The following is a 22,010-nucleotide window of genomic DNA, read 5'->3' as shown; positions in this document are numbered from 1 at the left end:
AGAATAAATACGATTGCTTTTGTGGTACTATAAATAGATGCGTACTTTTGCCGCTTCAAGTCTCAATCTTAAAAAGTTCTTTAAAATGCTTACAAGAAGGCATATCAGGGTAAAAGTAATGCAATGTATCTACGCGCTGATTCAATCCAAGGATAATTCCTTGCAAAAACAGGAAAAGTTTTTAAAAGTAAGTATAGAAAATACTTACACCCTTTATCTTGTATGGTTAAGTCTTTTTGTAGAAATACAGCAAAAGGCGGCTGAACAACTTGCTCTTTCTTCAAAAAAGTATATTGCCGATGCTGAAAATGGTTTTGTTGATAAAACAAGGTTTGTAAATAATGGCCTGTTGCAGCAATTGAGTAATAATAAACTTTTAGGAGAAACCATATCCAACCGAAAATTGGATAATTGGTATATGAACGAGGAGTACGTAAAACTTATTTACAAGGAAATAATCGAAAGTAAAGTTTATGAGGACTATATGAAACAGCCTCAAACAGATTTTGCTAAGGATAAGCAATTGGTTTTGGATTTGTTCAAGGAAATCATAGCGCCTAATGAGAAGATTTACGAATACTTTGAAGACGACAAGTTAACTTGGATAGATGATATTCCTATAGTGAATACCTTTATTCTAAAACAGTTTAAAAAGGCAAAGGAGCAGCCCAATGAGTCTTTTTTTCTGCCTAAGCTTGTAAAAGATCAGGAGGATATGGTTTTCGCAAACGACCTTTTGACAAAGACCTTGTTAAAGAATACTTCTTTGGAAAATGAAATAGAAGGTAAGACTCCTAACTGGGACAAGGACCGTATTGCGGATATTGACAGTATACTATTAAAGATGGCTATATGTGAATTATTGCATTTTTCATCGATTCCTGAGCGGGTTACCATTAACGAATATTTAGAAATTGCGAAAGAGTATTCTACACCTAAAAGTAGTATTTTCATCAATGGAATTTTGGATAAATTAACCAAAGAATATAAGGCCGAAGGAAAGCTTAACAAAATGGGTAGGGGCCTGTTATAAAATAATTTTATAATTTTACGTTTTAATATAATAACAAATAGTTTTAAATCATGAGAAAAATAGTTTTAGCCGCAGGTTTGGTATCGATGTTGGCATTTACTTCCTGTAAGGAAAATGCTTCTGAAAAAATTAAGACAGATAACGTAGCACAAGCAGCCGTAAGGGATGAAGCTGCAAAAGCTGTTCCTGTAATGACCTTTGATAAGGCCGAACACGATTTTGGTACTATTGAGCAGGGAGCTGCACAGGAAACTGCCTTTAAATTTACAAATACAGGTAATGCACCTTTAATTATAACAGATGCTAAAAGTAGCTGTGGATGTACCGTACCAAATCCGCCAAAAGAACCGATTGCACCAGGAGAATCTAGCGAATTGTTGGTAAAATTTAATGGTGCCGGCCAAAATCAGGTTACCAAAACCATAACGGTTACGGCAAACACAGAGAAAGGTTCTGAGCTACTTAGAATAAAGGCCTTTGTAAACCCAAAAGGTGCCGCTCCACTAGGACCGGTAAAATAAATTTCTAAATAAACACCAAAAATGGGCGATATAGGACAATTTCTTCCGATGATATTGATATTTGTGGTAGCATATTTTTTTATGATACGACCGCAAATGAAGCGACAAAAAGACGAGAAGAAGTTTTCGGCTGAGTTAAAACGTGGTGATCGCGTTATTACTAAAAGTGGTTTGCATGGAAAAGTAGTAGATATAAACGATAAGGATGCTTCATGTGTTTTAGAGACCATGGCAGGAAAATTAAAGTTTGATAGGTCCGCTATTTCTATGGAAATGAGCAAAAAACTTTCATCTCCCGTACTGGAAAAAAAGTAAAGCTGCAATGTAGTAGTGAAAGCACCAATATTGCTATTGGTGCTTTTTTTATTTCTAAAAACTTGTATCTTACCATATTAAAATAAGTTACTATGGCTTTAGATAGACGAAGTTTTTTGAGCAAGAGTACGGCAGGACTCGTAGTCACAGGGGCATCATTTTTATTCCCAATGGAACTCTTGGCAGCAGTAAGAAAAAAGGTAGGTCCTAATGACACTATCAATATAGGTTTGATCGGTTGTAAGGGTATGGGTTTTTCCGACCTAACGTCACTCTTAAAAATGAACGATACCAATGTAATTGCCTTATGCGATATTGACGAGAACGTATTGCAGGCAAGAACTGTAGACCTAGAAAAGGCAGGTATAAAAAAACCAAAATGGTATAAAGATTATCGGCGCCTTTTAGAGAATAAGGATATAGATGTTGTTGTCATAGGAACCCCGGATCATTGGCATTGCCTACAATTAACAGATGCGTTACAAGCTGGAAAAGATGTGTATTGCGAAAAGCCCATTGCAAACTCCATTCAAGAGGCAAATATTATGTTGGACTATGTGCAGTCTAGCGATCGCATCGTGCAGATAGGACAATGGCAAAGAAGCCAGCCACATTTTGTAGATGCAATAAACTATGTGCATTCTGGTAATTTGGGTGAGATACGCTTGGCAAAAGCATGGGCGTATCAAGGATGGATGAAACCAGTGCCCAAAGTCGCCAATAGTGCTGTTCCTAAAGGCGTGGATTATGATATGTGGCTGGGGCCGGCACCTAGAAGGGATTTCAACGTCAATAGGTTTCATTTTAACTTTAGATGGTTTTGGGACTATGCGGGAGGATTAATGACAGATTGGGGTGTGCATCTAATTGATTATGCGTTATATGGGATGAAGGCCGGTACTCCAAAATCTGTAATGGCACTAGGTGGAAAATTTGCCTATCCCAATGATGCATCCGAAACTCCCGATACCTTGCAAACTGTGTATGAATACGATGGATTTTCCATACTGTGGGAGCACGCAACCGGTATAGATGGAGGGAATTATGGACGTAATCATGGTATCGCATTCATTGGTAATAACGGCACCTTAGTGCTTGATCGGCAGGGTTGGGAAATCATACCGGAAAAGGAGTTTCAAGGATGGGGTAAAGATGGTATACCAAAAATCGATGCAGCTTCTTTTGATAGGGGAGATAAAAGTGGATTGGATTTGCATACAAAAAACTTTTTGGATGTCGTTAAGAGCAGGGATGCCGCTACACTTAATGCACCGATAAAAGTAGGATATGACGCGGCTTTGGTATCACATATGGGTAACGTAGCCTTTAAAACGGGAGATAGAATCTATTGGGATGAAGCTACTGGATTGTTTAAAAGTGAAAAAGCAAATGCATTAATAACGGCTAATTATCAGAATGGTTGGAAGCTGCCTATGCTTTAGGCTATGGTGCCTTTCAATTCAAGTATACTTGTCATTAAGACCTTTTCCCATTTTAATTAACGGAAGAATCTTAGCTAGTCTTACATGTTTGGTTTTGTCCTGTTTTGCAGACGAAATGTAATTAGCGTAGTCTTTTTGTTTGTAGGTGGGCAGTGTTCCAAAGGCTTGTTTTAGTAAAATGTCTTTGTCTAAAGCCTCCATTAGTTTTTGAGGTATTTTAAAATTGCTACTATTGGGCGATTGTTTAATAAATTTAATTCCCTTTTCTTGTAGTGAGATCGCTTCATTGATATAGGACAGTATTAGTTTTGGATTTATTTCTTTTTCGGAGGTAAATTTCCAATGCCGCATAGCTTTGGTTTTTCCTTCTTGTACATTTTCTAAAACTTGTTCGGCATCGTTCAAAAGAACTCCGTTAAAAAACCAAATTCCAAAATGATGGTTAAACCTGCAAATGGCTAAAACGTTTTTATCATGTAAGGTGTAGGTAGGTAAGCTCCATTTGTAGGTCTCTTTCAATTTAGTTTCTTTTAAAAGCTCCCTTAGGATACGAACACCCTCCTTAAAAGTATGTTCCTTTTTATAATATGTTTCAACTTTTTCAACTGTTTGCATTATCGTTTGTTTTGATCGGCGGTAAGCTCACAAATTTTCACAACGACTTCGGTAGCCTTTTGCATACTTTCCACAGGAACGTATTCATATTTACCGTGAAAGTTATGCCCTCCGGCGAATATATTAGGACACGGGAGTCCCATGAAACTCAATTGAGAACCGTCTGTACCACCTCTAATAGGTTTTATAACAGGTGTAATCCCCAACTGTATCATAGCTTCTTTTGCTATCTCTACAATATGCATTACAGGTGTTATTTTATCTTTCATGTTGTAATATTGGTCATTGATATCTAACCCTATACAATCTGCGTACTGTCTGTTTAAAGTTTTGGTGATCTGTAGTAAAAGGGCTTTTCGCGCCTCAAATTTTTTAATGTCATGGTCTCTAATAATGAGCTCCAATATGGTTTTTTCAATTCCCCCACTTACTTTATGGATGTGAAAAAAGCCTTCTCGGTCTATCGTGTTTTCTGGGGTTTCGGTTTTTGGGAGCATCGACATAAGTTCATTTGCTATTCCAATGGCGTTTACTAGCTTTCCTTTTGCGTAACCGGGATGTACGCTTTTACCTGTAATAGTGATTTTTGCCCCCGCGGCATTAAAGTTTTCATACTCTAATTCGCCTATTTGACTCCCGTCCATGGTATAGGCCCAATCTGCCCCGAATTTTTCAATATCAAATTTATGTGCCCCACGGCCAATTTCTTCATCAGGCGTAAAGCCTACCCTTATGTTTCCATGTTTAATCTCGGAATGCTGAATCAAATATTCCATCGCGGTCATAATCTCGGTAATACCGGCTTTGTCATCTGCTCCTAAAAGTGTGGTACCATCAGTGGTTATAATCGTTTGACCTTTATATTGCTTTAAGTCTTCAAAATATTCTGGCGATAGGACAATGTTCTTTTCGGCGTTCAAGACAATATCTTTTCCATTATAATTGTTGATGATTTGTGGCTTCACGTTGGTTCCGGAAAAATCTGGGGTAGTATCAAAATGGGAAATAAATCCAATGGTTGGCACTTCATGGTCTACATTGCTAGGTAAGGTAGCCATGATGTAACCGTTTTCATCAATAGTTACCTCTTCCATTCCAATTTGCTTTAGCTCATCAACTAAAAGATGAGCTAAATCCCACTGTTTTAATGTGCTAGGTGTGGTACTGGATTCTGGATCACTTTGCGTGTCAATTTTTATATATTTAATAAATCTGTCGATAATATGCTGCATACATTCCTGTTTTAATCAAAAATAGAGTTTAAAATCGTAATTTAGGTAGGATAACTTTTTCCAAGATATGCGCAGCTATTATAGAAGGTCATTGCTAGTTGTTTTTATAGTGATATTTAGTTCCCAAATCAGTGCACAGTCAGATTGTGTTTTAGGGGTGGGGAGTACTAATGATTCTGTTTTGATTAATGTTTTTCAATTAAGTGATTCTCAAATTAAAGATTTGATGCGTTATGGTGAAGAAATAAGGTACAGACAAGAAATATTAGATACTAAATTAGAGAATATTAAAAATAGGCATCCGCAAAGCACCGTGTCAGAATTATCTAAGTTAGCAACAGAATACACGGTTATTATAGATAGTATGGCATCGGTACAAACCATGATTGATAAAAGGTTGTTGTCGCTTTTTAATGAAAAGCAGTATACCCTGTATCGCAATTTATGCCTGGAAGCATCACGATCTCCGTTTATTGTAGCCCCTACTATTTACACCGATACTATAGATGTTAAAAAACGCACCACTATCCTTGATAACTTAAAGGATAAGAATTAAGTTGTGTGCCATGTAGTTAGTATTTTTGTTTTAAATACGGTAGTATAAATGTATAAAGCAATTATTAGGCCCATACTATTTCTGTTCGATCCTGAAAAGGTTCATCATATTTCTTTTGCCTCAATCAAGTTTTTCTCGAGGTTGGGTTTATCCGGTCTTTTTAGGTCCTTATTTTTAGTGGAAGACAAGCGTTTGGAAAAAGAGGTGTTTGGACTAAGGTTTAAGAACCCTGTTGGATTGGCTGCTGGTTTTGATAAAAATGCCCTGTTATACAACGAGCTCTCCGATTTTGGTTTTGGGTTTATCGAAATTGGAACCCTAACCCCAAAACCCCAAGTTGGCAATCCTAAAAAACGTTTGTTTAGGTTAAAGGAGGACAAAGCTATCGTTAACCGTATGGGTTTCAATAACCTGGGTGTTTTTGATGCTGTTGAGCACTTAAAAAAGAAGCATAGGGTACTCATTGGGGGCAATATCGGGAAAAATAAGATTACCCCAAACGATAAGGCCGTAAAGGACTACTTAATCTGTTTTGATGCGTTATTTGATCATGTAGACTATTTTGTCGTGAATGTTAGTTCTCCAAATACCCCAGGGTTACGAGAGTTACAGGATAAAGAACCTTTAACGGCATTACTTAATGAACTACAAAAAGAAAATGATAAGTATGCGGAAAAAGGAAATATAAAACGTAGACCTATTTTATTAAAAATAGCGCCGGACCTCACGGATAGTCAATTATTAGATATTATTGAAATCGTTGGAGTAACCAAGATAGATGGGATAATAGCAACAAACACTACCATAGAAAGAAAGAACCTTAAATCCCATGCTATTTTATTGGAAGAGGCGGGCGGTCTTAGTGGGCAACCATTAAAAGATAGGAGTACCGAAGTCATTCGGTTTTTAGCCGAAAAAAGCAATAAATCCTTTCCTATCATAGGGGTTGGCGGAATCCATTCGGAGCAAGATGCACTTGAAAAACTAAAGGCAGGTGCAGATTTAATCCAGCTATGGACAGGTTTCGTTTACGAGGGTCCAGGATTAATAAAAAAAATTAATAAAGCACTTTTAGATACCGCCCAAGTACATCATTAATTTTAGTATTTGTCAAAACCTAATCGCCATAATAGTAGGTAAAACCACTGATTTTACCTGAGAGGAGAATGCTAATTTTTTGCCCAATAATCTACTACCAATACATCGTCTAAATGTGGGCCCAATACCTCACCGAATGCTTTATGGTCAGGATGTGGTAAGTATATTGCTCTATCTTCCTCACTTTTAAAACTTAAGAAAAAACAATGGGTAAGTCCTTTTTCAAGACCTTCCGGACTGTTGTTCGTTCCCCATTCGTAGCCTGCAATTTGTGGTATTTTACTTGGTAACGCACTAAAAGCATCTTCCACTTTTTTAATATCCGCTGCCGAGGTACTGTCCTTGAACTTAAACAATACAACATGTCGTAAAATACTATCATTTTCCATTGCTGTTTCTTTTTTAGGGGCCTCAGCAGTTTTAGATGGTTCACCTGCACATGAACCAAAGGAAAGGGATACCATTATTAAAACTGCAATAAATAAAGGAATTGATATTTTTTTCATAATTGTGATTAAAATAATTTCCTGAAAGATATCAAAAATAGTTGTACAGCTCTATTATTCGTATTTTTCCATCAGAATTACAGCGAGTTGAACTACGAAATACTTCTTACGTTTTCAATGGCAACCATTGCTTTGGCACTTTCGCCCGGGCCGGATAATATTTTTGTGCTAATACAAAGTATAGTCTACGGCAAACGATATGGTTTCGCTACTATGGCAGGCCTTATGTCTGGTTGCTTGGTGCATACCAGTTTATTGGCTTTTGGAGTTTCAGCGGTCATAAAGGACAATCCTATAGTTTTTACTGGAATTAAGGTTTTTGGTGCATGTTATTTACTGTACTTAGCTTGGCGTGTATTCCGTGCCGATACTACAATAGCCTTGAATACAGCCGATGTTGAAAAGAAAAGTCTTGGAAGTCTTTTTCAGCAGGGGTTCGTTATGAATGTGCTCAACCCTAAAGTTACCATTTTCTTTTTGGCATTTTTTCCAGGATTCTTATTTTCGAACGAACTTAGTACTGTAGTTCAATTTTATGTCTTAGGATTACTGTTTATTTTTGTTTCATCTTTGATTTTTGGTGGAATTGCTTTATTGGCAGGAGGTATAGCTACCTATATAAAACAGCATACAAGAACCGGTGTGGTTTTACAATGGTTACAAATATTGGTATTCAGTGCAATAGCTATATTTCTATTGATAGGATAGAGTATTTCCCTTGAAACTTAAACTTGAGTTTGTACATTTACACGATGGCCAATAAGGTGAAAATAATTGAATGTCCGCGTGACGCTATGCAAGGGATAAAACCTTTTATCCCAACCAAGGAAAAGGTGCGTTATATTCAATCCTTATTGGGATGTGGTTTTGATACGATAGATTTTGGGAGTTTTGTCTCGCCCAAGGCAATTCCACAAATGGCAGATACGGCCGAGGTTTTGGCCCAACTGGATTTATCTAAAACGAACAGTAAATTACTGGCGATAGTCGCCAATGTAAGAGGCGCATCTGACGCAGTAAAACATCCAGAAATCGATTATCTGGGTTTTCCTTTTTCTATCTCCGAAAATTTCCAAATGCGAAATACGCATAAAACCATTGCAGAATCTGTAACCTCCCTACAAGAAATTTTCAATATTGCAGATGCCGCTAATAAAGAAGTGGTGACCTATATTTCTATGGGGTTCGGTAACCCTTACGGAGACCCTTGGAATGTGGAAATTGTAGGGGAGTGGACAGAACGGTTGGCTGGCATGGGTGCCAAGATTTTATCCTTATCAGATACTGTGGGAACCTCCGACCCAGCTATTATTGATTATCTTTTTTCCAATCTTATCCCTATGTATCCGGCAATAGAGTTTGGGGCGCATTTACATACAACACCAATAAAATGGCATGAAAAGGTAAATGCTGCGTATAAGGCGGGTTGTAGAAGATTTGACGGTGCCGTGCAGGGTTTCGGTGGTTGTCCCATGGCAAAAGACGAACTTACGGGCAATATGCCTACGGAAAAAATGCTTTCCTATTTTACCGAACAGAAAGCGGATACCGGGGTGAATTGGTTGGTTTTTGAGGCCGCTTACAATAAAGCCTCGGAGTTATTTGCTGCGTATCATTAGTTCCATTTGCTATTTGAAAATGTAATGCTTTGGGCAGCTAGTTTCATATCGTTCAACGATTATGCATTTACTTTATCTAACTTAAATTGTTTATTTGACTGTTTGAACTAAGTTGAAACCTAGCTATCTTTGTTCAAAATTAAACGATATGAACAAGTCAATAGAAGCACTTTTAAACGACCAGATAAAGTACGAGGCAAATGCATCCATGCATTATATGGCAATGGCAAGTTGGTCAGATGCGGCAGGGTATAATGGTATTGCTGAATTTTTTTACGCCCAGTCAGAAGAGGAACGGGCACACATGACCAAATTGATAAAGTTTGTAAATGAACGTGGTGGAAAGGTGTTGGTTCCTGCGGTAGAAAAACCAAAAGAGAGCTATAAATCTTTAAATGAGCTTTTTGAAGATTTCCTTAAGAGTGAAATGTTCGTTACGGAGCAGATTAATCATGTGATATATGAATGTTTGAACAAGAAAGACTATAACGTCCATAACTTTATGCAATGGTATGTTACAGAACAATTGGAGGAAGAAGCTGTAGCAAGGACCTTATTAGATAAATTAAATATTATTGGAGATGATAAATCTGGTCATTATATGTTTGATCGAGATATTAACGCTATCGCTACTTCGGTAGACATGGAGGAGTAGGGCGTAAAATTTCCCTAAAAAGTAAAGATTCCGTTTTGCGGAATCTTTTTTTTGCATAAATTTGTTATTATTTAGATTTAATAAAAATAATGAATTCAACATTGCTTGTACGTCCATGTATCATTATCGCTTCTGATTGTGGCGGTTGCGCTACTGGGGATAAAAAGAAAAAGTGCTGTAAAAAATATAAGAAAAAAGGAAAAACGAATTGCAAGCGTTGTCCCAGAATCTAGATTTTTGCATCCTTAGTTTTCTAATCCTTGCACTCCTTACTATACCGCTTGGTATACTGTACTTCTGGTTTGGTGACTCACAAATATGTCATGAATATCATACAAACTTTATTTTATTACCCCTATCACTTTATCTTTAAAACATTATTGGTTCGTAAGAGTCTCATAGTGCCAAATCTTTCAGCTAAAAGGTAAACACGGTGTTTTTGGTGGGGTTTTCGAGGAGCTACTTGGGCTTTTGTTACTTCCAATCAACACTTTTTAATGATGTTTTAAATCGGTTGGTACTTTTCATTCATTATGTCAAACATCGAATTATTTCCCTTAAGGCTGCCTTAGTTTTGGGTTGAAAGTAAACTATTAGAACCATTTGGGATAATCATAAAGGTATCTTCCCATAAATAAAACTGTAAAGAATGAAATACTTATTTTGATTATCCTTCTTTGTACTTTCTTATTCTAAAGTTGATTCAAATATGACTCCTAGGCACGAAGTCAAAACTGAGACATTAAACCTTGTTGTTTTCAAAGCGCCCCAGGTTTCATATGAATAGCTGTTACATGAAGGGTCTTCCATTCGGATAGCTATATATGTTTCATCTAGGCGATTCTGATTCTGGGTCATTTATTGGTTGATCTTGCTAGTATGAATAATTTGTACTTAGCCATATGATCGAAGGGCTATATGAAAACAAGTATGCAAAAGGGATTTTTAGAGGTCTTAGGTGTGCATAACATGCAAGTTGATTTCAACGGTTCCGAGGATAACAATTTTCAAAATGTAACTTAAACTATGACCAGCAATGTTTTTGCATTTGTTGTAGCCTTAGGCAGAAAATTACTAAGTAATTGGAGTTTTGTTATAGAATTTTACGGCCGGGTACGTCTCACTATTGTAACCGGGAACAAAGCTATTTCAGAAGGGTTTTTCTAGGGTAGGAGTAGGATTAGGACGTCGATTTTAGGAAGACGAAAATTACTTATTAGAGGTTTTTAGCTGCTAAGCTGTAATTTTATATTTTGGCCATTTGATTCTATTTTTAGTCATTTTAAGTAGGCGATATCTTTTTTTTGGGAACTAACAATTTGGTTTTTAATCTATTGTGTTTTTTCCGTTAGTGGTACGATAAAATAATGAAATAGTTAACGTGCTGGTAGCTGTAAAAAAAGCATAATTATCATTTTTCAAAACTATAAACCCACCCTTATTTCCTTTGTTTGCATAGCGTGAAGAACTTCATTGAGTTGCATATGTTTTAAGCATCCAAATTTTTTTACATTTCTAATTTTAAACGAAGAAATTCTGCTAACCCTGTTAATATATGGGCTTTAGGAGTGTTGTAAATAATTGTTGATAAAATGTGGAAAACCTAAAGCACGACGCGGGAAAGTAAAGCGATTAAATTTTGACCTTTACGTATCACATTAATCCATCATTTTAAATCTGTTTTATATACCATGCAAATTACCCATCTCATCAAGAGGGATTTTACTAAAAACCCTTTCAGTTACACAAAATTACAAATGCTATTTTAAAGGCAATGACCGCCGTAGAACACGGAAATCTTGGAGATGCTGAACGTATTTCTCAGAATGTAAGCAAATCCTTGCTAGAGCGCAAAGCTATAGATAAAAATTATGTACCTACCGTGGAGGAGGTGCAAGATTTTGTGGAAACCAAATTGATGGAAGGCGGTTTTTTCGATGTCGCTAAAGCGTATATCATTTATAGAAACGAACAGGCTACAAAGCGTAAGTCAAATGTCTTTGAAAAACGTGTTAATTTAAAGCCTTACGAGTATCCTCAATTGTACGAGTATGTTCCAGCCATAAGGCATTCGTATTGGATACACACAGAATTCAATTTTACAAGCGATATACAAGATTTTAAAACACGCTTAAACGATGCGGAACGCAGCGCTATTAAAAATACTATGTTGGCTATTTCGCAAATAGAAGTAGCTGTAAAAGGTTTCTGGGGCGATATTTATCATAAAATGCCAAAACCGGAAATAGGTTCCGTTGGTTCAACTTTTGCCGAGAGTGAGGTGCGTCATGCAGATGCGTACTCACATTTGTTAGAGATTCTTGGGTTGAATGAGGAATTTAAAATGCTCAAGAAAAAACCTGTAATGATGAAGCGGGTGCAATATTTGGAAACCGCATTGAAAAATGCGAAGAGTGACGATAATAAGGAGTATGCAGAATCGGTCTTGTTATTTTCTCTTTTCATTGAACATGTTTCACTATTCTCACAATTCCTGATTATTATGGCTTTCAATAAGCATAAGAATATGCTTAAAGGTATTTCTAATGTAGTAGAGGCTACTTCCAAAGAAGAGCAAATTCACGGAGATTTTGGAATTGACCTAATTCAAATCATTAAAAATGAGAACCCAGATTGGTTCGATGGTGAGCATCACGCCAAGATTAAGCTGATGTGTCAAGAGGCTTTTGCTTCTGAAAGTACCATCGTAGATTGGATTTTTGAGAAGGGAGAGCTTGACTTTTTACCTAAGGCCGTTGTAAACGAGTTCATTAAAAACCGATTCAATAATTCTCTGGAAAGTATTGGAATAGATAAAATTTTCGAAGTTGATGAAACCTTGTTAGCGGAGACAGAATGGTTTGATGATGAAATCATTGGTACCAAACATGGAGATTTCTTTGTGAAACGCTCTATCAATTATAGTAAAAGAACCCAAAGTATAACTAGTGACGACCTTTTTTAGATGAACGAAATAAACACTACCCACGAGAACAGATCAGAAACGATTACAGAAGCTAACCAACTTATAAACGCCAGAAAACAGGCGCTAGAAAGTCAAAAGAACAAGAACGGAGGTGGCTTTGAATGGCTAACGGAACACAGTCGAAATTTCTTGGACTCAGGTTACCTAACTGATGGCGTTAGCGCCGAGCAACGTATTAGAGAAATTGCTGATAGGGCGGAACATATATTGAAGATGCCTGGCTTTTCAGATAAATTCTATGGCTACATGTCAGAGGGGTTTTATTCTTTGGCATCGCCTGTATGGTCTAATTTCGGAAAAGAAAGAGGATTGCCTATCAGCTGCTTTGGTTCTCATATAGACGATGACATGGGTAACATCTTGTACACCCAGTCCGAAGTTGGAATGATGTCCAAGCTTGGTGGCGGGACTTCAGGTTATTTCGGAAAAATAAGACATCGCGGTGCTGCCGTAAAAAATAATGGACAAGCTTCTGGAGCCGTTCATATCATGCAGCTTTTTGAATCTATGGTAGATGTCGTAAGTCAAGGTTCTGTAAGAAGGGGACGTTTTTCTCCGTATTTACCTGTTGAACATGAGGATATCATGGAGTTCTTGGAAATAGGTACTGAAGGGAATCCTATTCAGGAACTTACCCATGGAGTAACGGTAACCAATGAGTGGATGCAAGAAATGGTAGATGGTGATGCTAAAAAGAGAGCTATCTGGGCAAAGGTATTGCAGCGTAGAGGAGAGATGGGTTATCCTTATATTTTCTTTAAGGACAATGCAAACAATGGAGCCGCAGACGTATATCAAGATAAAAGTCTACCTATCTACGCAAGTAATTTGTGTACTGAAATAATGTTGCCTTCAAATGATAACTGGTCATTTGTTTGTGTGCTTTCCTCGGTAAATGTATTGCATTACGACAAATGGAAAAATACCGATGCCGTGGAAACAATGGTTTGTTTCTTGGATGCAGTTATCACAGAGTTCTTGGAAAAATTGGAGTCTTACAGAGATTCTGAAAGTAGAGAGGATCGTCAAACATTTCTCTTTATGGAACGAGCTTATAATTTTGCGAAGGAAAACCGTGCGTTAGGTCTTGGGGTTTTGGGATGGCATTCCTTACTGCAGTCTAAAAAACTACCGTTCAATAGCAAGGAGGCGTATGATTTAAATTCAGAGATCTTTAGGGAAATTAAGGAACGAAGTTATAGGGCATCCGAAGAATTGGCCGAGAAGTTTGGAGAACCAGAGGTTCTAAAAGGCTATGGCAGACGTAATGCAACGTTGAACGCTATTGCCCCAACTACATCTTCAGCTTTTATATTAGGTCAAGTGTCACAGGGAATAGAACCTATTTGGTCAAATATTTACGTAAAGGATATCGCCAAGATTAAAACAACCATAAAGAATCCATTTTTAGTTGAATTACTGGAGGAAAAAGGAAAGAACATAACAGAGGTTTGGAGAAGTATCCGTGAGCGCGATGGTTCTGTACAGCACTTAGAGTTCTTATCTGACTTAGAAAAAGAGGTGTTCAAAACATATTCAGAAATAGACCAATTGGATATTGTATATCAAGCTGCAAACCGGCAGAACCATATCGATCAAGGTCAATCGGTGAATATTATTGTGCATCCGGATATGCCTGTTAAGGAAATAAACAAAATCCACGTTACCGCATGGAAGTTAGGTCTAAAATCATTGTACTATCAACACAGCATGAATGCAGCACAGAAATTTAAGCAAAAGAAAGACTGCGCAAGCTGCGAGGCATAAAGTAATAATTACAGTAACAAAATCCTTGGTCAATATGCATTACCTGTGTTTGGTCAAGGATTTTGTTTTAAATGAATCTAAATATAGATATTGCTAAATAGGTTATTTAAATTGTATCTAAACGTCTCTACGCCTAATTTTATTTCAAATTAAAAACGAGAGTTATGTCAATAAGATTAGGAAACAGTTGTATGAATTGCGACAATTTGTTGGAGGGAAATACGTGTAAGATACACGGTGTAAAAGTAGGAAATAGCTATACATGTGATAGTTTTGAAATGAAAGCAGCCCTAAAATCCGAGCAGAACTGCGTAAGTTGTGTTCGCTTTGAAGCTAGTGATTGTGCTAATCCTCAAAAAGCTGCACCAGGAATGTCCTGCAACCATTGGGCGCCACAAACAGCTATGGCATAAAAGTCAAAAACACATGTTTAATAAACGGCTTCCCAATATGGGAAGCCTTTTTTTTTCTATGGTTTCTAACCAACTAATTGTTCAAAATGTTAAAGTTAGTATTTTATTTAGATTTAATATAAATAAGCTTGCGCGGCTGATTATTCTGTTTTAGATTTGCTCAACTATTTAAACCAAGTCTAAATAAATATAATAAATCAGATGAAAAAATCAGTATTTGCTTTAATGGCATTTTCAGGATTACTTTTTACTGCTTGTGAGTCAGACGATGATAACCCTACAGATGTAGCTACTTGTAACGACAATGTATTAAATGGTGATGAAACCGCTGTAGATTGTGGAGGATCCTGCACACCCTGTGAAGTTGCTATAGTAAATCCTGCCAATTACAGTTTTACCAGGGATGGTGATACAACCGTCAATTTTTCTGGACAGACGACAAGGCTGCAAATGGGGGAAGAAATTGTGGAAGCGTTGCTAGATCCAACAACCACCGCAGAGGAGTTGGCTGCCATGTATGCACATATAGAAGGTGAAATAAATTTTGAGAATACAAGTCTTAATGAATCTGATAAAAATATGCGGAGTAAAACGGCGGCGTCCGCAGACTTCTTCTCGTCCAATGCCACCGATCAGGCGTTAATTCGAGCAGATTTCGATGCTTGGCTAATTGGTCAAGTTGAAGCGGTATTTCCTAGTTGGCAAGTTGCCGCTGCACCTGGGGTTGCTGGTCAGATTCCAGACGGTTCAGCTACACGATACATTAATACCCAAGGATTGGAGTATGATCAATTATGGACCAAGGGTTTGATCGGGGCACTGGCTACGGACCAAGTCTTGAACAATTACTTGAGTTCCGCCGTGTTGGATGCAGGTTCAAATATTGAGGATAATGATGCCGGAACCGTAGCGGAGGGTAAACCCTATACCACCATGGAACACAAATGGGACGAAGCCTACGGATACGTGTATGGGTTAAATGCGGATGCCACTAATCCAAACGCCGATTTAGGAGCGGATAGTTTCTTGAACAAGTATATAGGTAGGGTAGAAGGCGACGATGACTTTGTTGGCATTGCAGATGAGATTTTCCAAGCCTTTAAATTGGGTAGAGCGGCAATTGTAGCAAAACAATATGACATCAGGGATGCGCAGGCAGAAAAAATTAAACAAAAAATATCTGAAATCATTGGCATACGTGCGGTGTATTATTTGCAGCAAGCTAGGCCTTCGTTGACCCAGGAAAATCCGGCATACGGAACTGCCTTCCACGATTTGTCCGAAGGGTACGGCTTTATTTATAGTCTGCAGTTTACCAGAAAACCAAATTCTGACGAACCTTATTTTACAAAAGCTGAAGTAGATGCATTTTTGATAGATTTAATGGACGATGGTCCAAATGGCCTTTGGGATGTTCAGGACACCACTCTTGAAGCTATGGCAGTAGATATAGCAGCAAGATTCGATTTTACCTTAGACGCTGCATCAGAATAATTTTAAGTTGAGTTTAGTTAATAAAAAAGTAGCCTGTTCCTATTAAGTTTTAGGTTGCTTTTTTTAATTTCGCAATTAATTTAGAATAAATAAAAATAGATTGATGAAAAAGATTATTGGAGGTTTACTTTTTTTGGGGCTGATTTGGGCCTGTTCGTCAGACAGCGAGAGCAATGATGTAATAATAGATTCCGGGTCGGAGGTAAGTTTCGAGAGAAGCGCTATGTTGATTAATTGGGCGGATAATATTATAATTCCCTCTTATGATGCCTTTTCTTTAGCATTGGATGCATTAAATACGTCGTATGAGTCTTTTAAAACAGATGCGAGTAGTTCAAACCTTACCCAACTTAGGGCATCATGGATGTCTGCCTATAAAATGTGGCAACGAGTTTCCCTATTCGAAATTGGACCCGCAGAAACCGAAGGCTTGCGTTTAAACATGAATATCTATCCAACGGATAGTGAAAAGATAACTGGTTATATTGCTACAGGAACTTATGACCTTTCCTTACCCTCCAATAGAAACGCAAAAGGCTTCCCTGCTTTAGATTACTTGATCAATGGTTTAGGTACCGATGATGTTGCTATCGTCGCCAAATTTAATGAAGCCAATAAGGATGCCACATTTGCCTATATGGATGCTGTTCTTAACGATATGACCGTGCTTACCGCTAAGGTAGTTGCAGAATGGAAAGCGTCATATCGCGATACCTTTGTTTCTAATGATGGGGCATCTGCGACGGCATCTGTAGATCGTTTTGTGAACGATTATATTTTTTACTATGAGAAGTTTTTACGAGCGGGTAAGATGGGAATACCCTTAGGTGTATTTTCTGGAAGTACACTTCCACAAAACGTAGAAGCTTATTATGAACAAGAAATAGCCAACGAACTTTTTTTGGAAGGGTTAAACGCCGTTCAGGACTTTTTTAATGGGAAACACTTCGGTACTAGCGAAACTGGAGAAAGTTTGGCCTCTTATCTTGATGCATTGAACACGTTAAAGAATGGTGAGGACCTAAATACAATCATAAATGAGCAGTTTAATTCTGCAAGAACCGTCGTAAGTGGATTATCTGCCTTTAGGTCGGAAATAGAAAATAATGTGCCTCCAACAGCGATGTTGTTGGCATATGATGAGGTTCAAAAAGCTGTACCAATGCTTAAAGTAGATATGGTATCTGCTATGAGTATCAGTATCGATTTTGTAGATGCAGATGGGGATTAATTTATGAGTAAATTTTTAAACAAGTATGTAAACGCTCCTGTGGAGGCCGCCCCTTTGGCGGTCTTTCGCATTTTATTTGGTGTAATGATGTTATTGAGCATCATTCGATTTTGGAGCTACGGTTGGATTGATAAATTGTACGTTCAGCCAACTTACTTTTTTTCTTATTATGGTTTTGAATGGGTAAAGCCTTTGGGGGAATATACCTATCTTATTTTTGGAATTTGCGCCTTGGCAGCTATTTGCGTAGCGATAGGGTATAAATACACGATAGCTAGTATTGTATTCTTTTTGAGTTTTACCTACATAGAACTCATGGATAAGACCACCTATTTAAATCATTACTACTTTATAAGCTTATTGAGTTTTTTAATGATTTTTCTTCCTGCAAATGCCTACTTTTCAGTTGATGCGGCCAGAAATCCGGAAAAAAGATATCAATACATACCTGCTTGGACAATCAATTGCATTAAATTTTTACTGGGTGTTGTTTACTTTTATGCTGGTCTGGCCAAGCTAAATTCAGACTGGTTATTCAAGGCCATGCCGTTAAAGATTTGGTTGCCTTCCAAGTTTGATATTCCGTTGTTGGGAGATTTGGTGAGTCAGGAATGGGTCCAGTATCTTTTCAGCTGGTCCGGAGCTATCTATGATTTGGCGATTCCCTTTTTCTTGTTATATCGAAGAACCCGACCCTACGCCTTTGTGTTGGTTGTAGTCTTTCATGTACTTACCCGCGTACTCTTTCCTATTGGTATGTTTCCTTACATTATGATAGTTTCTACCCTAATTTTCTTTGATGCTACAATACACCATAAAATAATTACATGGATGGCTAAGTTATTTCGCATCACTAAAAACCGATTTGATAATAAAAGACAGCTCAGGTTTGGTACCGGGTTACTGCCTAAAACCAAATACGCTATTGTAAGCTTGTTTTTTGTAGTACAGTTAGCAGTACCCTTTAGATACCTATTATATCCGGGAGAACTTTTTTGGACAGAAGAAGGCTATCGATTTTCTTGGCGGGTAATGCTGATGGAAAAATCTGGTTACGCGCAATTTAAGGTGGTAAACGGGGAAACGGGAAGATGGTTCTATGTGGACAATACCGATTTTCTAACGCCCTTTCAAGAAAAGCAAATGGCTTTTCAACCTGATTTTATTTTGGAATACGCCCATTTTTTAAAAGAGCATTTTGAGGCGGATGGTCATAAGGACGTACAGGTCTATGTAGATTGCCAAGTTTCACTAAACGGAAGATTGAGCACTCCGTTAATAGACCCAAAAGTAGATTTGTCAGAGGAAACGGAATCATTTGAACATAAAAATTGGATTACTCCATTTAAAGATGAAATTAAAGGAATTTAGTTGTATCGCCTTAATACTTTTAACCTTCCCTGTTTTGGGTCAAATATCCATTACAGGAACGGTTACCGATACCCAGGGAGCGCCCATATCCTTTGCCGAAGTGTATTTAAAACAAATACAGCGCTTGGAAACTACGGATGATGAAGGACGCTTTGTTTTTGATAATGTTCCGGGTGGTAAATACACGGTGGTTGCTTTTGCCTACGAATATGAAGTTTTAGAAAAGGAGTTATTGTTCGATACTCCGTTTACGTTTACGTTGCAGTTGGAGAAGTTACAGGCAGAAAAACTATCCGAGGTAGTTATGACCCAAAAGAGGCAAGAGGTCTTTGCCTTGAAACAATTAAAAAAAGTGGAGGGGACTGCAATTTATGCCGGAAAAAAAACGGAGGTGGTACTGTTAGAGGGCATTACTGGAAATTTAGCGGCCAACAATCCAAGACAAATTTATAGCCAAGTGGTAGGCCTTAATATCTATGATAATGGCGATGCGGGATTACAGTTAAATATCGGTGGCAGGGGACTGGACCCTAACCGAACTGCAAATTTTAATACACGGCAAAACGGCTATGATATTAGTGCAGACGTGCTTGGCTATCCGGAAAGTTACTATACACCACCTGCGGAGGCCTTGGAAGAAATTCAAGTCATTCGAGGAGCAGCTTCTTTGCAGTACGGAACGCAGTTTGGCGGCTTGGTGAACTTTAAGTTTAAAAAACCGGAATCCAATAAAAAAATTGAATGGATAAGTAGGCAGACATTGGGCTCTTTTGATTTACGCACCAGCTTCAATAGTCTTAGCGGAACTGTCGGGCGAGTAAGTTATTATACCTATTTGAATTATAAAGAAGGAAGCGGATTTAGGCCTAGTTCCAGTTTTAATAGTAGAAATTACTTTGCCCATGTAGGATATCAACTAAGTGATAAAACCAAAATTACATTAGAGACTACTTTTCTGAACTATTTGGCAAGACAACCGGGCGGACTTACCGATGCCCAATTTATAGAAGACACAAGGTTTAGCAATAGAGAGAGGAATTGGTTTGATGTGGACTGGAAACTATATTCGCTAAGGTTGGACCATCAATTTTCTTCCAAAACAGATTTTAGCCTCAATCTTTTTGGTTTGGATGCCTCCAGAAGTGCGGTCGGATTTCGGACCAATAGAGTTTCCCAACCCGACGATATTGAGGAGCCAAGGGAATTATTGGTAGATAATTTTCAGAACTGGGGTGCGGAAGCTCGGTTGCTTACACGCTACAAACTTGGCGAAAGTGAATCCGCGCTATTAGTGGGTTCAAAAATATACAGCACCGAAAATGATCAGCGCCAAGGACCTGGTTCGGCCGCGTCTAATGCGGATTTTAAATTTGCAGATGCGGAATTCCCCAATTATGAGCGACAGTCTCAGTTCGATTTCCCTAATTTTAATCTGGCATTTTTTGGAGAGAACATATTTAATATTACATCTAAATTAACGTTAACGCCAGGGTTTAGAGTAGAACATATTAAAACCGAAAGTTTAGGAAGTTTTAGGAACATTGTGTTGGATCTAGCAGGAAATCCTTTGCTGAACGAGGAGATACCGGACAACCGGACATTTGACCGTACCTTTCTCTTAATGGGCTTAGGAACAACGTATAGGTTTGCTCCAAGTATAGAGCTTTATGGAAATTTTTCCCAGAACTACAGGTCGGTTACCTTCAGTGATATCCGGGTAGTAAACCCTTCTTTTCAAGTAGACGAGAACATCTCCGATGAAGATGGTTTTACGGCGGATATTGGAGTAAGGGGCAGGCTTAAAAACAAGCTCTCTTATGATGTAAGTGTTTTTGGTCTTTTATATGATAATAGATTGGGAGAGGTGCTCAAAAATGAAACCCGTACAAATGCCCTAGGGGAATTGGTGGAAACCGGACGTATCGTCCGTTTTAGAGGAAACATTGGAACGGCTTTTATGTATGGTCTGGAAAGCTTTGGCAATTGGAGTGTCAAGGAAACCTTTTTTCCGGCAGTCGAAAAACTGAAAATCAATTACTTCATGAATTTGGCCTTAACGAAATCTGAATATCTTTCCTCCGAAGAGGTAGGGGTAGAAGGCAATCAAGTAGAGTTTATTCCGGCGGTGAATCTAAAAACCGGACTCAACTTTGGCTACGGAAACCTATTAGGAAGTTTGCAGTACACTTATCTATCCAATCAATTTACAGATGCTACTAATGCGCTACAGGATATAAATGATAATCAAAGAGGAATAGAAGGGGAAATACCCGCTTACAACATTCTTGATTTTTCCTTGGCATATAGCTACAGAAAATGGAAGCTGGAGGCTGGCGTCAACAATCTTTTGGACAATAGTTATTTTACGCGCAGGGCAACGGGATATCCAGGACCCGGTATAATACCGTCCGAACCCAGAACTTTTTATACCACGTTGCAGTTTAAGCTCTAGCGGTTATACCTGAAATACTTTACGTTTTAGATGGTGAACGTATTATCTTTAGTATATGCAGAAGTTGGAATCTGGTAAAACGGTCTTAAAACTTTATATTTGAAGGGCTGTTACTATAAGGCAAGGCACTAGACTCAATTCATCTATTGAGAGTTAAGAAGTGGGAAAATGGCTGAATTGGCGTTATTTTTTAGTTAACCAACAAAAAGCACACGGCATGCGATTTCAAATGACACTCTTGTTTTTGTTATGGATTATGTTAATACCTACCACCATGGCACAAAAGGATATGAATAAGGATAAAATGTTAATTACTGAAATAAGCAATGCGCGTGCAAAGGCATTTAATGAAATGAATGCGAATGAGATTGCCAAATACTTCACTTCAGATGGTGTATTGATGGCGCCAGGTAAGGAAGCGTCTATTGGTCAAAAAGCGGTGGCAAAATATTATCAGGCTATCTTCGATGAATTTTATGTAGTACTCAAAAGTCATTATGTGGAAGTTAAAGTGTCTGGGGACATGGCGTATGGTCGTGGCGAGGCGGTTGTTCATGCAACTTCTAAAATTGACGGTGAAGAATCAATATCCAAATCTAAATATTTGAATATTCTAGCGCGCCAGGATGATGGTAGTTGGAAAACTACACACGATATTTGGAACACAAATGATATTCCTGGGCAATAGTTCCGTTTGTATCCAA

General features: G+C 37.9%; 19 protein-coding genes and 1 pseudogene. 17 read left to right on the top strand and 3 right to left on the bottom strand.

The genetic code is table 11. The features are described 5' to 3' along the window. Positions 1–85: 85 nt before the first annotated feature. The 4 genes from nusB (at position 86) to MS6x_RS04285 (ending at position 3,311) form a co-directional block, all read left to right on the top strand. Positions 86–1,033 carry a transcription antitermination factor NusB gene (gene nusB, locus MS6x_RS04300; RefSeq protein ID WP_482605547.1) on the top strand — a complete coding sequence of 316 codons (948 nt, stop codon included), beginning with the start codon at positions 86–88 and terminating at the stop codon, positions 1,031–1,033. 50 nt (positions 1,034–1,083) lie between these two features. Further along, entirely contained in the window at positions 1,084–1,554 is a 471-nt protein-coding gene (locus tag MS6x_RS04295; protein WP_482605546.1) for a DUF1573 domain-containing protein, read from the top strand. A 21-nt stretch (positions 1,555–1,575) separates the two neighbouring features. Next, positions 1,576–1,869 (top strand): preprotein translocase subunit YajC, encoded by a 294-nt coding sequence (gene yajC, locus MS6x_RS04290; RefSeq protein WP_482605544.1) that lies wholly within the window; start codon positions 1,576–1,578, stop codon positions 1,867–1,869. Positions 1,870–1,961: 92 nt separating this feature from the next. After that, a complete protein-coding gene (locus MS6x_RS04285; protein ID WP_482605542.1) occupies positions 1,962–3,311 on the top strand; it encodes a Gfo/Idh/MocA family protein in 1,350 nt (449 codons plus the stop codon). 18 nt (positions 3,312–3,329) lie between these two features. Here MS6x_RS04285 and MS6x_RS04280 read toward each other — a convergent pair whose 3' ends face one another. Next, on the bottom strand, positions 3,330–3,926 hold the full coding sequence (locus MS6x_RS04280; RefSeq protein ID WP_482605540.1) for a YdeI/OmpD-associated family protein: 597 nt from the start codon (positions 3,924–3,926) through the stop codon (positions 3,330–3,332). Further along, positions 3,926–5,158: a peptidase T gene (gene pepT / locus MS6x_RS04275; protein ID WP_482605538.1), complete on the bottom strand. Its 1,233-nt coding sequence runs from the start codon at positions 5,156–5,158 to the stop codon at positions 3,926–3,928. Before pepT ends, MS6x_RS04280 begins: the two co-directional genes overlap by 1 nt. Positions 5,159–5,267: 109 nt before the next feature. Between pepT and MS6x_RS04270 the strand changes: the two genes are divergently transcribed. Together MS6x_RS04270 and MS6x_RS04265 are read left to right on the top strand one after the other, a co-directional pair. Then, positions 5,268–5,714: a hypothetical protein gene (locus MS6x_RS04270; protein ID WP_482605537.1), complete on the top strand. Its 447-nt coding sequence runs from the start codon at positions 5,268–5,270 to the stop codon at positions 5,712–5,714. Positions 5,715–5,762: 48 nt separating this feature from the next. Further along, a complete protein-coding gene (locus tag MS6x_RS04265; RefSeq protein WP_482605535.1) occupies positions 5,763–6,812 on the top strand; it encodes a quinone-dependent dihydroorotate dehydrogenase in 1,050 nt (349 codons plus the stop codon). 71 nt (positions 6,813–6,883) lie between these two features. Here the strand turns inward: MS6x_RS04265 and MS6x_RS04260 are convergent, their stop codons facing one another. Then, complete coding sequence (locus MS6x_RS04260) at positions 6,884–7,318, bottom strand: Dabb family protein (RefSeq protein WP_482605534.1); 435 nt, start codon at positions 7,316–7,318, stop codon at positions 6,884–6,886. Positions 7,319–7,405: 87 nt separating this feature from the next. On the opposite strand from MS6x_RS04260, the gene MS6x_RS04255 reads away from it, so the two are divergent. The 11 genes and pseudogenes from MS6x_RS04255 to MS6x_RS04205 all read left to right on the top strand — a co-directional run bounded on the left by MS6x_RS04255 (position 7,406) and on the right by MS6x_RS04205 (position 21,994). After that, complete coding sequence (locus MS6x_RS04255; protein ID WP_482605532.1) at positions 7,406–8,026, top strand: LysE family translocator; 621 nt, start codon at positions 7,406–7,408, stop codon at positions 8,024–8,026. 44 nt (positions 8,027–8,070) lie between these two features. Next, the gene (locus MS6x_RS04250) at positions 8,071–8,937 is read left to right on the top strand and encodes a hydroxymethylglutaryl-CoA lyase (protein ID WP_482607143.1); all 867 of its coding nucleotides are present in this window, start codon (positions 8,071–8,073) and stop codon (positions 8,935–8,937) included. Positions 8,938–9,085: 148 nt separating this feature from the next. Next, complete coding sequence (locus tag MS6x_RS04245) at positions 9,086–9,592, top strand: ferritin (protein ID WP_482605530.1); 507 nt, start codon at positions 9,086–9,088, stop codon at positions 9,590–9,592. A 1,691-nt stretch (positions 9,593–11,283) separates the two neighbouring features. Further along, positions 11,284–12,557: pseudogene (locus MS6x_RS04240) on the top strand (ribonucleotide-diphosphate reductase subunit beta). Continuing rightward, positions 12,558–14,345 (top strand): ribonucleoside-diphosphate reductase subunit alpha, encoded by a 1,788-nt coding sequence (locus tag MS6x_RS04235; protein ID WP_482605528.1) that lies wholly within the window; start codon positions 12,558–12,560, stop codon positions 14,343–14,345. 164 nt (positions 14,346–14,509) lie between these two features. Continuing rightward, the gene (locus tag MS6x_RS04230; protein WP_482605527.1) at positions 14,510–14,758 is read left to right on the top strand and encodes a hypothetical protein; all 249 of its coding nucleotides are present in this window, start codon (positions 14,510–14,512) and stop codon (positions 14,756–14,758) included. Positions 14,759–14,959: 201 nt separating this feature from the next. Further along, on the top strand, positions 14,960–16,252 hold the full coding sequence (locus MS6x_RS04225) for a DUF4856 domain-containing protein (protein ID WP_482605525.1): 1,293 nt from the start codon (positions 14,960–14,962) through the stop codon (positions 16,250–16,252). A gap of 103 nt (positions 16,253–16,355) precedes the next feature. After that, a complete protein-coding gene (locus MS6x_RS04220; protein WP_482605523.1) occupies positions 16,356–17,483 on the top strand; it encodes an imelysin family protein in 1,128 nt (375 codons plus the stop codon). A 3-nt stretch (positions 17,484–17,486) separates the two neighbouring features. Continuing rightward, on the top strand, positions 17,487–18,854 hold the full coding sequence (locus MS6x_RS04215; protein WP_482605522.1) for an HTTM domain-containing protein: 1,368 nt from the start codon (positions 17,487–17,489) through the stop codon (positions 18,852–18,854). After that, the gene (locus MS6x_RS04210; RefSeq protein ID WP_482605521.1) at positions 18,835–21,306 is read left to right on the top strand and encodes a TonB-dependent receptor domain-containing protein; all 2,472 of its coding nucleotides are present in this window, start codon (positions 18,835–18,837) and stop codon (positions 21,304–21,306) included. Before MS6x_RS04215 ends, MS6x_RS04210 begins: the two co-directional genes overlap by 20 nt. Before the next feature lie 217 nt (positions 21,307–21,523). Next, positions 21,524–21,994, top strand: coding sequence for a YybH family protein (locus MS6x_RS04205; protein WP_482605519.1), 471 nt, complete (start codon positions 21,524–21,526; stop codon positions 21,992–21,994). Positions 21,995–22,010: the final 16 nt, after the last annotated feature.

It is taken from the genome of Maribacter sp. MS6 (genome assembly GCF_056839185.1).
This window is presented reverse-complemented; position numbering and strand designations above follow the sequence as displayed.